The sequence below is a fragment of the Corynebacterium sp. KPL2861 genome, assembly GCF_040225475.1.
Lineage (GTDB): Bacteria > Actinomycetota > Actinomycetes > Mycobacteriales > Mycobacteriaceae > Corynebacterium.
Genome location: NZ_JBEHFW010000003.1, coordinates 43462 through 55288 on the forward strand (window position 1 = coordinate 43462; position 11827 = coordinate 55288).

General features: G+C 61.2%; 12 protein-coding genes. 11 read left to right on the forward strand and 1 reads right to left on the reverse strand.

Annotated features, from left to right (window positions below; genetic code table 11):
• The first annotated feature begins 21 nt into the window (after positions 1 to 21).
• From ABRP84_RS03030 to ABRP84_RS03080, 11 genes are all read left to right on the forward strand, one after another.
• Entirely contained in the window at positions 22 to 1425 is a 1404-nt protein-coding gene (locus ABRP84_RS03030) for an FtsW/RodA/SpoVE family cell cycle protein (protein WP_023023073.1), read from the forward strand.
• 20 nt (positions 1426 to 1445) lie between these two features.
• The gene (murG, locus tag ABRP84_RS03035) at positions 1446 to 2555 is read left to right on the forward strand and encodes an undecaprenyldiphospho-muramoylpentapeptide beta-N-acetylglucosaminyltransferase (RefSeq protein WP_023023071.1); all 1110 of its coding nucleotides are present in this window, start codon (positions 1446 to 1448) and stop codon (positions 2553 to 2555) included.
• On the forward strand, positions 2556 to 4019 hold the full coding sequence (murC, locus tag ABRP84_RS03040) for a UDP-N-acetylmuramate--L-alanine ligase (RefSeq protein ID WP_023017235.1): 1464 nt from the start codon (positions 2556 to 2558) through the stop codon (positions 4017 to 4019).
• Positions 4019 to 4690, forward strand: a complete 672-nt coding sequence (locus ABRP84_RS03045; protein ID WP_023023069.1) for a cell division protein FtsQ/DivIB — start codon at positions 4019 to 4021, stop codon at positions 4688 to 4690. Before murC ends, ABRP84_RS03045 begins: the two co-directional genes overlap by 1 nt.
• A gap of 310 nt (positions 4691 to 5000) precedes the next feature.
• Entirely contained in the window at positions 5001 to 6350 is a 1350-nt protein-coding gene (gene ftsZ, locus ABRP84_RS03050; protein WP_023023067.1) for a cell division protein FtsZ, read from the forward strand.
• Between the two features lie 24 nt (positions 6351 to 6374).
• On the forward strand, positions 6375 to 7112 hold the full coding sequence (pgeF, locus tag ABRP84_RS03055; protein ID WP_349852677.1) for a peptidoglycan editing factor PgeF: 738 nt from the start codon (positions 6375 to 6377) through the stop codon (positions 7110 to 7112).
• Positions 7105 to 7803, forward strand: coding sequence for a YggS family pyridoxal phosphate-dependent enzyme (locus ABRP84_RS03060; RefSeq protein WP_349852678.1), 699 nt, complete (start codon positions 7105 to 7107; stop codon positions 7801 to 7803). Before pgeF ends, ABRP84_RS03060 begins: the two co-directional genes overlap by 8 nt.
• Before the next feature lie 103 nt (positions 7804 to 7906).
• On the forward strand, positions 7907 to 8380 hold the full coding sequence (locus ABRP84_RS03065) for a cell division protein SepF (protein ID WP_349852679.1): 474 nt from the start codon (positions 7907 to 7909) through the stop codon (positions 8378 to 8380).
• Between the two features lie 94 nt (positions 8381 to 8474).
• Entirely contained in the window at positions 8475 to 8765 is a 291-nt protein-coding gene (locus ABRP84_RS03070; protein WP_349852680.1) for a YggT family protein, read from the forward strand.
• Positions 8766 to 8973: 208 nt separating this feature from the next.
• Positions 8974 to 10170, forward strand: a complete 1197-nt coding sequence (locus tag ABRP84_RS03075; protein ID WP_349852681.1) for a DivIVA domain-containing protein — start codon at positions 8974 to 8976, stop codon at positions 10168 to 10170.
• Positions 10171 to 10306: 136 nt separating this feature from the next.
• Complete coding sequence (locus ABRP84_RS03080; RefSeq protein WP_023023054.1) at positions 10307 to 10513, forward strand: hypothetical protein; 207 nt, start codon at positions 10307 to 10309, stop codon at positions 10511 to 10513.
• Positions 10514 to 10826: 313 nt separating this feature from the next.
• Here the strand turns inward: ABRP84_RS03080 and ABRP84_RS03085 are convergent, their stop codons facing one another.
• Positions 10827 to 11825 carry an HNH endonuclease signature motif containing protein gene (locus ABRP84_RS03085; RefSeq protein ID WP_349852682.1) on the reverse strand — a complete coding sequence of 333 codons (999 nt, stop codon included), beginning with the start codon at positions 11823 to 11825 and terminating at the stop codon, positions 10827 to 10829.
• Positions 11826 to 11827 lie beyond the last annotated feature (2 nt).

The following is an 11827-nucleotide window of genomic DNA, read 5'->3' on the forward strand; positions in this document are numbered from 1 at the left end:
TTTTAAAAATTAGGAGACTTCATGACGGCCACCTCCCCGCAGCGCCCCCGCGCAAAGAGCATGCGCGAACGCATTAATGACGTGCGCGAACAAGCCCGCCAGCAAGCCGGGCTGGATTATCAGCTGCTGCGCCTGATTATCTTCTCGCTCATCGGCATTGGCGTGGTCATGGTCTTTTCCTCGTCCATGGCCACGTCGCTGACAGAAGATGGCGGCGTGTGGAACCAAGCGCTGCGGCAAACTGCCATGGTCATCATCGGCTTGGGCGCGTTCTGGCTCGGCCTGAAGGTGTCCCCGCAGACGCTGCGCAAATTCATCCCGTGGCTTTTGGCCCTTTCCATCTTGTTGCTGATCGCGGTGCTCATCCCGGGCGTTGGTACCGGCCGCGAGGAGGTGGGTTCCCAGTCGTGGATCTACGTCGGTCCGATTTCCCTGCAGCCGTCCGAGCTCGCGCGCATCACGGTGGGCATGTTCGGTGCCTCGGTCTTGGCGGATAAGGAACATCATTCCCTCAAGCTCTCGGACCCGTTCATGATGTACTCGCTCATCGCTGGTTTAATGTTCCTGCTCATCGTGGGGCAGGGCGACTTGGGCATGGCCTTGTCCTTTGCCCTGGTTGTGGTCTTCACGCTCTTTTTCGCCGGCGTGAACCGGCGCGTGCCCATCATCATCGGCATCCTGTGTGCGCTGGGCTTGGTCGCCGTCTTCCTCATCGGCGGCTTCCGCTCCCACCGTTTCCACACCTATTTCGATGCCCTCTTTGGCAATATTTCCGATACCCAGGGTACGGGCTTTCAGTCTTACCAGGGCTTTCTTTCGCTTGCCGATGGCGGCTTCTGGGGCGTCGGCCTCGGCCAATCCCGCGCCAAGTGGTTCTACCTGCCTGAAGCCAAGAACGACTTCATCTTCGCCATCGTGGGCGAAGAGCTCGGCCTGTGGGGCGGCGCGCTGGTGATCTTCCTCTTCGCCGCCTTGGGCTATGTGGGGCTGCGCACGGCGACCCGCGCGCAGAATCAGTATCAATCCCTGCTGGCTGCGACGCTGACTATCGGCGTGGTGACCCAGGCGTTTATCAATATCGCCTATGTCGTGGGCCTGCTGCCGGTGACCGGTATCCAGCTGCCGATGATTTCTGCGGGTGGCACGGCCGCGATTATCACGATTGGCTCAATGGGCATTTTGTGCAACGTCGCACGCCACGAGCCGATGCAGATCTCTGCGATGCAGAACTTTGGGCGGCCACTGTTTGATCGCCTCTTTTTCATCGGTGAGCCGCAGCCGCCCGCAGCCCGGAAACAGAAATCGCGGGGCCGACACGCCCAGCCGCAGGAGGCACGTCCGCGGGTGCGCGATGAGCGCTACGGCCGGCCGGTGACCGGAAGTGGGCGGAGGTATCCGCGCGCCGAGCACCGCCCGAGGCGGTAGGCGCTGGTAGCCTTTAGGCTATGAATTCCACGCCATTTTCCGTCGTCCTTGCAGGTGGCGGCACTGCAGGACATATTGAGCCCGCCCTTGCCGTCGGTGAAGCTTTGCGCGAGCGCTACGGCGCTCGGATTACTGCATTAGGTACAGAAAAGGGGCTGGAAAGCGATATTATTCCCGCCCGCGGCGTGGACCTGCGCCTGATTACCCCCGTGCCGATTCCCCGCAAGGTGAGCACCAACCTAGCCAAGCTGCCAGTCAAGCTTGCACGCTCTGTGCGCCAAGCGAGGAAGGTCTTAAAGGATGTGGAGGCCGATGTCGTCTTCGGCACCGGCGGATACGTCTCTGGGCCCGCCTATATAGCGGCGAAGACCTTAGGTATTCCGTTTTACGTCCTCGAGACCAATGCCTTGGCAGGCATGGCCAATAAGCTGGGCGTGAAGCTCGGCGGCATCGGCCTTAATGCCCACGCCAATTCCGGCATGGAGGGCGAGGTCATCGGCATCCCAGTGCGCCCCAGCCTGGCCGCGGCTGCCGGGGATAAGGACGGGAATACCGCTGCGGATGCCCGCACGAAGTGGGATTTAGCGCAGCTGCCCACCATCCTCATTACCGGCGGCTCCCAAGGAGCGGCCAGCATCAACGGCGCCGTAGCGGGCGCAGCGGAGGACCTCACTAAGGACTTCCAGCTCCTGCACGCCTATGGCAAGAAAAACGATTCGCCCAAGCCGTACCCCAACTACGCCGCTCTGCCGTATATCGACGACATGGCCGGCGCGCTGGCCGCAGCGGACCTGGTGGTGTGCCGCTCGGGCGCGATGACGGTGGCTGAGGTCTCTGCCGCGGGCCTTCCCGCCATCTACGTCCCGCTGCCGCACGGCAACGGCGAACAGGCTTTGAACTCGCGCGAAATGGTAGAGGCCGGCGCTGCGGTGCAGATTGCCGATGCCGAATTGGGCGCCGATCGCCTCATCGAAGAGGTCCGCGCCATCCTCGATGATCCAGAGCGCCTGAAATCCATGACGCAGGCCGCCGCCCAGTCTAAGGCGGGGGATGCGGCGAATATCATCGCTGACCGCATCGCCACCCGCGTGCAGGACGCAGAACTGCAGGCAGGAAAGAAGGATAAGTAAATGACCGATCCCGCACAGTACGATCTCAGCCGCGTCCACCTCATCGGCATTGGTGGTTCCGGCATGTCGGGTCTTGCCCGCATCCTCGCCGCCCGCGGCGCCGTCGTGACCGGCTCCGATGTGAAGGACTCCACCCCGGTGGAGGTATTGCGCTCGATGGGCGCCAAGGTAGCCATCGGCCACGCTGCGGACAACCTCAAGCTTTCTGGCGAGCTGCCCACCACCGTCGTCACCTCCTTCGCGGCGATTCCGCAGGATAACCCGGAGCTCGTCGCAGCGCGGGGTAATAATATCCCGCTCATTCGCCGCTCGGATCTGCTCGCCGCGCTGATGGAGGGCCACACCCAGGTGCTGTTGGCCGGCACGCACGGCAAGACCTCGACAACCTCGATGGCCGTGAGCGCCATGCAGCACGCGGGGCTGGATCCCTCCTTTGCCATCGGCGGCCAGCTCAACCGCGCCGGCACCAACGCGCACGGCGGCACCGGCGAGGCCTTCGTTGCCGAGGCCGATGAGTCCGATGCCTCGCTCTTGCGCTATAGCCCCGATATCGCCGTCATCACCAACGCGGAGCCGGACCACCTCGATTATTTCCACTCCGCGGATGCCTATTTCAAGGTCTTTGCGGACTTCGCGGACCTGGTCACCCCGGATACCGGTTACCTCGTCGTGTGCGCGGAGGACGAGCACGCGGCCGAGATCGGTGAGCAGGCACTTAGCCGCGGCATCAACGTCATCGGCTATGGCGGCGCGGAAAAGGCCCGCACCACCTCCGTTCCGCTCGCCGCGACGCTGACCGCGGAGGAAACCACCGCCGCCGGCATGGCGTGCACCGTGCAGCTGTCCCTGCCCGGCGTGGAGGAATCCGTGAGCTACCAGCTGCAGATTCCCGGCCACCACATGGTGCTCAACTCCATGGCGGCGCTGATCGCCGGCGTGCTATCGGGTGGCGAGCCCAGCACCATCGCGGAGGGGCTTGCGGATTTCAGCGGCGTGCGCCGCCGCTTTGAGTACCGGGGCAGCGTGGACTGGCAGGGCGGCAGCGTCCGCGTCTTCGACGATTATGCCCACCATCCCACCGAGGTCGCCGCGGTGCTGCGGGCCGCGCGCGCCAAGGTCGCGGCCGAGGGCAATGGCGGGCGCGTCATCGCCTGCTTCCAGCCTCACCTGTACTCGCGCACCATGGAATTCGACGCTGAGTTTGCCCAGGCGCTTGCGCTTGCCGATGCCGCCGTTGTACTCGACATCTACGGCGCCCGCGAGCAACCCGTGGAAGGCATTACCTCGCGCATTATCACCAATAAGATGCCAGAAGAGATGGAGGTTATCTTCGAGCCAGACTTTTCCGCCGCAGCCAAGGACGTGGTCTCCATCGCGCAGCCGGGCGATATCATCTTGACTATTGGCGCCGGTTCCATCACCCTCGTGGCCGCGGAAATCCTCGATGAATTGCGGGCCCACTAGTGCGGGTGTCGAAGAAACTCATTTTCGGCATCATCGGCGGCCTGCTCGCCCTCGTGCTGGTGGTGGGCGCCGCGGTATGGGCACTGCCCATCTTCAAGGTGAAAAACTTTGAGGTGGAGGGCGTGCACCAGCTCGATGCCGCCCAGGTACAGGAGGCCGCGGGCGTGCCCGAGGGCGAAAACCTCTTGCGGGTGGACGCGCACGAGGCCGCCAGTGGCGTTGCGAGCCTGGACTGGGCGGATTCGGTGACGGTCTCGCGCGATCTGCCCTCGACCTTGACCATTTCCGTGCAGGAACACAAGCCCGTCGCCTTCGTGAAGCGAGACGACACCACCTACCTCATCGACGACAAGGGCGAGGAATTTACTTCCGCAGAGCCGCCTGAAGGTGCGGTGGAACTTACCGGGGACATCGACAGTGGCTCCTCCGAGGCCCAAGACGCGGTGGCTGCCATTGCCGCACTGTCTGATGACGTGCGCCACCAAGTTGCCACCCTCGAGGTCACCGATTCCTACTCCTTGCAGTTCACCACTAAGGATGATCGCCGCATTTTCTGGGGTGCGAGCGATAAAAATAACGACGATAAGGCCCGCGCCTTCGCCACCGTGCTGAAGATGGAGGGCCAAGAATGGAATATTTCTAACCCCGAACTGGTCACTACCCGCGGATAGGGTAGATACCTCGGTGGAGGCCTCGATAGACCCGAAAGTTTCCCCGCCGCGCCGCGCCCGAAGCGTATGCGCTGCAGGGTCTTTTATTTTCTCTTTTAGGTGGTGTCAATGGTGCGGAAGTGGCGGACAAAACCGCAGGCCAGCAACCCTAAAGTGGTACTTGAGAGTCCCGACACGCGTAAAATGAGCATGAAAATTACAGGTGTGTCGTTAAAGATGGAGGGGAACGCGATTCACGCTCGTGAAGCGCATACAATCCTCGTTTAATGCACGTGCAGACTTAAAGTAGCGAAAGGTGAGACCTGCTCACATGATCTCTTCCAACAACAATCTCGCGGATATCAAGGTCGTCGGCGTCGGCGGCGGCGGCGTCAACGCCGTGAACCGCATGATCGAAGAAGGCCTCAAGGGCGTCCAATTCGTCGCCATAAACACCGACTCTCAGGCGCTGATTTTCTCTGATGCCGATACCAAGCTCGACATCGGCCGCGAGGCCACCCGCGGATTGGGGGCTGGCGCCAACCCTGAGGTGGGCAAGACCTCTGCGGAAGACCACAAGTCCGAAATCGAGGATGCCCTGCAGGGCTCCGATATGGTCTTCGTTACCGCCGGAGAGGGTGGCGGTACTGGTACAGGTGCCGCCCCCGTTGTGGCTTCCATTGCGAAGAAGATGGGCGCGCTGACCGTGGGCGTTGTCACCCGCCCCTTCAAGTTCGAGGGCGCGCGCCGTACCCGCCAGGCCATGGCCGGCATCGAGGAGCTGCGCGAGGTTTGCGATACCCTCATCGTTATTCCGAATGACCGCCTGATGCAGCTCGGTGGGGAAGAGCTTTCCATCGTGGAAGCCTTCCGCGCGGCCGATGAGGTTCTGCACAATGGTGTCCAGGGTATTACCAACCTGATCACCATCCCGGGCATGATCAACGTCGACTTTGCTGACGTTCGCTCCGTCATGTCTGATGCCGGCTCCGCGCTGATGGGCATCGGCTCCGCACGGGGCGATAACCGCGCCATGACCGCCGCCGAGCAGGCCATCAACTCGCCGCTATTGGAATCCACGATGGAAGGCGCCAAGGGCGTGCTCCTGTCCATCGCCGGCGGCTCCGACCTGGGCCTGCACGAGGTTAACTCCGCGGCCTCCATGGTCGAAGAGCGTGCCGACGAAGACGTCAACCTCATCTTCGGCACCATCATCGATGACACCTTGGGCGATGAAATCCGCATCACCATCATCGCCACCGGTTTCGACGCCGAGGCCAATGCCGCCCAGGAAGCTTCCGCACAGCGCGCCCCCGAGCAGCGCAAGCCCGGCTCGCTCTTTGATAACCGCGACCGCGAGTCCGGCAACTCCGCCACCCCGGCACCTGCCCAGCCCGCTGCCGATGACTACGCACCGCGCCACTCCTATGAGCCGCGCGCCGGCCAGGGTGGCGTGGAGGACCGCCGCGCTGATGAGCGCCGCGTAGACGATCGCCGGTACGACGACCGCCGCGTGGAAGAACGCCGCCCCGAGGAGCGCCGCAGCGAGTCCACCGGCCTGTTTACCAACTCCGATCGCTTCCGCGAGGAGCGCCGCGAAGACTACCGCCTGTCCCGGCCAAGCCAGCGCCGCGATGATGATGGCGATGATGATCTCGATGTGCCGTCCTTCATGCGTTAAGCGCAAACCGCTACGCTGGTGTGCATGCCAGTAAACGAGGAACATCGCACCAGCCGCCCCGTCCGCATGGTTTTTACTAGCCGTGCAGGCGGGGCGTCTGCATATCCCTATGAGTCTTTCAATCTTGGCGGCCACGTCGGCGACGAGCCAGCCAACGTCGCGGCCAACCGCGAGCGCCTCTTGCGCGTGACCGGGCTCGAGAACATCGTATGGATGGAACAGCTCCACACCAATACGGTCACCATTATCGACAGCCCGCACGAGTCACCGGTTCCAGCCACGGATGCGGTGGTGACCACGCAACGCCGGCTTGGCCTTGGCGTCCTCGTCGCCGATTGCACTCCCGTGCTGCTTGTCGATGTCCCCGCCGGCGTCATCGCCGCCGCCCACGCCGGCCGGCTCGGTGCCCGCAACGGCATCGTGGTCAATACCGTGCGCGAGATGCAGAAACTTGGCGCTCAGCCGGAGCGAATCCAGGTGGTCATGGGACCCGCCGCATCCGGGAAAAACTACGAGGTGCCAGAAGAAATGGCCAACGATGTCGAACGGCGCCTTCCCGGCTCGAAGTGTAGGACCGCGAAAGGGACGTGGGGCATCGACGTGCGCGCTGGGCTTATCCGCCAATTGATGGGCCTGGGCATTACCAATATCGATTCGGATCCGCGCTGCACCATTGAGGACACGGATTTCTTTTCTTATCGCCGCGAAGGAACCACCGGCCGCCAGGCCGGTGTGATTTGGTTGGAGGCTAATCATGAGTAACCGGAAACAAGAACTGGCAGATAATCTTGCCGCAACGAAGGAACACATCAGCGCCATTGCCGCCGAGCACGACCGCCCATCACCGCAGCTATTGGTCGTGACCAAGTTCCACCCCGCAGAGGATATCGCCCTTCTAGCGGAGCTCGGGGTGGAAGATGTAGCGGAAAACCGCGAGCAAGAAGCCCGGGCAAAGGCGCAGGAGCTAGACCAGCTGCGTTTTCACATGATTGGCCAGATTCAAACCAAGAAGGCCAACCACGTCGCGCGGTGGGCTACTAGTGTGCATTCGGTGGATTCGGTGAAGCTGGCCAACGCGCTGGACCGCGGCGTGAGCCTGGCAAAAGAACGCGGCCAGCGAGAGAACAACCTCCCAATATTCATTCAGGTTTCCGCCGATGGCGATACGTCGCGCGGGGGAGTAATCCGTGAGGAGCTGGATGAGGTTATCGAGGCCGTCGAGGCGGCGGAGCACCTAGAATTCGCCGGGCTCATGGTGGTTCCTCCCCTTGATGCCGATGCGCAGGAGGTATTTACTACAGTGCGCGCAGACGTGGATCGCCTCTCCGAACGCCTTGGCCGGCAGCTCAAACTCTCGGCCGGGATGAGCGCGGATATGGATGCGGCGATTGCTGCGGGCACCGATATTGTGCGTGTCGGAACCAGCATCATGGGAAAGCGCCCAGTAGGTTAAAAATATCGCAAAAGCGCATTTCACAGCGTAAATCACATGAGTCACATCATTCACATTTACGCGCTTGAACTTGAACAAATTTAGGTCAGAGGGAGACCCAAAAATGTCATTCATTGATAGGACGAAGAATTTCTTCGGGCTTGGTCCGATGGATTTCGAAGAAGACGACGCCTACTACAACGACGAGCCGCGTTACGCGGGCAACGGAGCGGCCACTTCTGCGGCCTACGCCCCGCGCCGCGCCCCGCAGGCCTATGAGTCGAATCCGGCGCCGGCGCCCGTCGAGGAAAAGTTCGTCCCGACTATCGTGGCAATTTCCCTGACCTCGTTCAACGATGCCGCCAAGGTGGGCGAGCCCTTCCGCGATGGCGATGCAGTGGTCTTTGAACTTACCGATGCCGAGCGCGGCACCGCTAAGCGCTTCATCGACTTCGCAGCCGGCCTCTGCTTCGGCTTGGAAGGCCGCATGCTCAACCTGTCGAAGGGCATGGACACCCAGCGCAAGGTATTCGCCGTCGTGCCGAAATCCGCCGATATCGCTAAACCTGAACTGGAGCGCGCCGCCGGTCTGCGCTAGGAGCGCGGGCTAGGCACGACGACGCACATCCCATTAACCCCCGTACGGCGCGCAATGCGCATGTGCGGGGGACTATTCGATAGGCTGAGTAATCGTGACTGACATTGGAATTATCCTCATCTTTCTGGTGAGGGTTTATACATGGGTACTGATCGCCCGGATTATTATCGAGATGATCCAATCCTTCTCGCGGCAATTCAATCCCCCGCGCTGGTTCATGATCATCGCTGAACCCCTTTTCGCCATCACGGACCCACCGGTCAAAGCGCTGCGCCGGGTTATTCCTCCGCTGCAGATGGGTGGAATCGCGCTGGACGTTTCCGTCTTGGTGCTATTTTTTATCCTCTCGTTCCTGACAATTTTCCTGCAGGCCATTTTCTTGTAGGACAACCCCGCATCACCCCGTAACCTGTGGTAGACATTGAGAGTCAGCGTTACGTCCATTATTGTGGACTTTCGGTTACAATAAAATGCGATAACCCGTATTATGAACCACATATAACTTTGTGGGGAAGGTTTAGATAAACTGGAACCGCAGCTCCTAAGGCCCTGGAACCTCCGGGGTTGTATCAACTCGAAGGGGAAGACAAGTCATGCCACTGTCACCAGCTGATGTACACAACGTCGCGTTCAGCAAGCCGCCGATTGGCAAGCGTGGCTACAACGAGGATGAGGTAGATCAGTTCCTCGACCTCGTTGAGGATGCCCTTGCCCAATTGCAGGATGAAAATGAAGACCTGCAGGCGCAGGTGAGCGATCTTAGCTCCGGGTCCAAGGCCGGCGGAGCAGGGGCTGGTGCCGCAGCCGCCGCAACCTCTGGCGCAGATGAAGAAGCTCTGCGTAAGGAGATTGAGGCCAAGCTGCGCGCTGAGTATGAAACCAAGTTGGCAGATTCCAAGTCCGAGGTCTCTCGCGCCAAGGAAGAAACCAAGAAAGCCCAGGAGCAGGTCAAGGCCGCCCAGGCCGAGGCCGCAAAGGCCAAGGAGAGCGGTGCCGATGCCCCGGCAGCTGGCGCCACCGCCGCCGCTAATACCGCCGAGCTCAAGGCGGCTCGCGATGAGGCTGCGAAGGCTAAGAAGGAAGCCGAGGAGGCTCGCACCGAGGCCAAGCAGGCCAAGAAGGAGCTGGAGTCTTCCCAGCGCGAGAACGAGAGCCTGAAGAAGTCCGCTTCCGCCGCTGGCTCCTCGAACTCGGCTGCCTCCAACGCCGCAGCGGCCGCTGCAGGTGCTGGTGTAGCACAGGGCGCAGACGGCCTGGCTACCCCTGATACGCACATGCAGGCAGCCCGCGTGCTGGGCTTGGCCCAGGAGATGGCGGACCGCCTGACCTCTGAGGCTCGCGCCGAGTCTGAGTCCATGCTGTCTGAGGCCCGCACGGCTGCAGAAAAGCAGCTTTCCGATGCTGACTCTCGTTCCAAGGCACAGCTTGCCGAGGCGCAGAAGAAGTACGACACTCAGGTGCAGGACGCAGAAACCCGCTCCAAGAAGCTGGTTTCGGAGGCAGAGTCCAAGGCTCAGCAGACCGAGTCCGATGCTTCCTCCCGCGCCGAGGCACAGATTCGCCAGGCAGAGGAGAAGGCCGCATCGCTGCAGGCCGATGCCGAGAAGAAGCACACTGAAGTGATGAACACGGTCAAGCAGCAGCAGACCGCTTTGGAGGCACGCATTTCCGAGCTGCGCACCTTCGAGCGCGAGTACCGCACCCGCTTGAAGACCCTCCTCGAGTCCCAGCTGGAAGAGCTCGAGACCCGCGGAACCGCCGCACCAAATGGCGATGCCGGCAAGAACTAAGAAAGCTGGTTGGCAGTAACTAAGCCAAATTAGTTACCCGTAGCGCCCACGCCTCTAGGGGAGTGGGCGCTATTATGGTTTTATCCCCGCTATGATTGTTCCCATCGCTTCTTTTTAATCCCTGAGAGGAACTGCCATGCTCGTTGCCGCCCTCGTCCTTGCCCTTGTGGCCTTCGTGGCTTTGGTGACGTATGTCTTAAATACCGCCGACTGGGCGTTGTACCTCGTCTTTATCGCAGCGGGTTCCGGCATCGTTTTGTTTATCATCGACTGGGCGCGCAAGCACCGCGCGGATAATAGCGCCCTTGACGAAGACCTGTCCCATGGATGGAAGCAGAACTAGGGCCCCTTCGTCGCTCACATCCGTCTCTGCCCGCTCAGTTTCGGTGTGGTTTGGTTGATGCGGTCAAAGTGAGCGGCCAGAAAGAATCTCCACGCAATTACGGCATGCCAAAGTAGGCGCACGCCTGCGCCTCAACTGACTGGGGTCCGAGCCTCAGTAGCAATTGCGTCACCAGCAACCTCTGCGGTTTATGGGATTGCGGTTTTCTCGGATCGGTCGTCGAATCCCCAAATGGACCCCCAAACGGATCCTCAGGCGGACTCCCAGGCGGACCCCAGCCGGGAATTCGTGACGAGCTCTCAGATGCTCCTGCCTAATCCGGAGGTTCCCACCGGATGGTCCCATTCCTGCGGACCAGGTGTCCGCGCAGTGGTGGGGCATTGGGGTCATCGTCGTTGACCCCGTTGTGGTAGGCGCAGGCTGTGGATAAGTTACCTATGTTGGTCAATCCACCGTGCAACCACGGTTCCAAATGATGGATTTGGCATTCGTCTGCGGGCTTACTGCACCGCGGCCACGGGCAAATGGGATTCTCTGCTGCGGCCATAAGGCGTTGTTTCGCATTGGCAAAGCGCTCCGTGCGGTACAGATTGACCGCTCCCTCAAAGGGGCTAATGAGGGTAATGAGCCCTCTTTCCTTGAGGGCGCGCTCTAGGTACTCGGTGCCAGTAAGAGTTGCGCCGTTGGTCATCTGCAGCTGGATTTCTTCGCCATCGCCATTGATGATGCGTACGTAGTCATCCAGGTTGACCAGGACATTGGTCATGACCGTGGTTCTAACGGCGGTGCCGCCGCCGAAGAATGTCTGTTCCACCGCCTCCAGCGGCTCTTTTCCGCTCTCCTTTAGCGCGGCATGAAGGTCTGCAATGAGCGAGGACCGCGCATCGATGGCCAAAGTCCACGGCGCATTCTTGCGGCGAATGATGCGCACTCCAGGCTTAACCTTCTTCTTTTTCGCAGGTAGCTTAGATTTTGCCAGTTTTTCTAGGTCCCCGGTGCTTGCGTTGGTGGTGCAGAGCTGCTCGCGGAGGAGCCAGGCATCGAAAAGCGTGGGCATCTTGCGGGCATACTTTTCGATGATGGACAACGCCACAATGGAATGGCCATTGCGCCGGGCACCGTCCATGGCGCGCCGGCGCCGGCCGGTGAATTTGGTGTTTCCGCAATAAGCCTCTTTGAGCAGGATAAGCTCCCGCGCCGTGTGCTCCGGCGCACCATGCGCCCGCAGATCGTCCTCAGACATGCCAGCGCACCCGGCGACGATATCCATCCCCGGGGCCATAGATGCTAAGTAATTCTCGAGCGCGTTCATGC

Coding starts and splice junctions, on each gene's coding strand:
- murG (WP_023023071.1), top strand. CDS start 1,446: ATGAATTCCACGCCATTTTCCGTCGTCCTTGCAGGTGGCGGCACTGCA.
- ABRP84_RS03060 (WP_349852678.1), top strand. CDS start 7,105: ATGAGTAACCGGAAACAAGAACTGGCAGATAATCTTGCCGCAACGAAG.
- ABRP84_RS03030 (WP_023023073.1), top strand. CDS start 22: ATGACGGCCACCTCCCCGCAGCGCCCCCGCGCAAAGAGCATGCGCGAA.
- pgeF (WP_349852677.1), top strand. CDS start 6,375: ATGCCAGTAAACGAGGAACATCGCACCAGCCGCCCCGTCCGCATGGTT.
- ABRP84_RS03075 (WP_349852681.1), top strand. CDS start 8,974: ATGCCACTGTCACCAGCTGATGTACACAACGTCGCGTTCAGCAAGCCG.
- murC (WP_023017235.1), top strand. CDS start 2,556: ATGACCGATCCCGCACAGTACGATCTCAGCCGCGTCCACCTCATCGGC.
- ftsZ (WP_023023067.1), top strand. CDS start 5,001: ATGATCTCTTCCAACAACAATCTCGCGGATATCAAGGTCGTCGGCGTC.
- ABRP84_RS03085 (WP_349852682.1), bottom strand. CDS start 11,825: ATGAACGCGCTCGAGAATTACTTAGCATCTATGGCCCCGGGGATGGAT.
- ABRP84_RS03065 (WP_349852679.1), top strand. CDS start 7,907: ATGTCATTCATTGATAGGACGAAGAATTTCTTCGGGCTTGGTCCGATG.
- ABRP84_RS03080 (WP_023023054.1), top strand. CDS start 10,307: ATGCTCGTTGCCGCCCTCGTCCTTGCCCTTGTGGCCTTCGTGGCTTTG.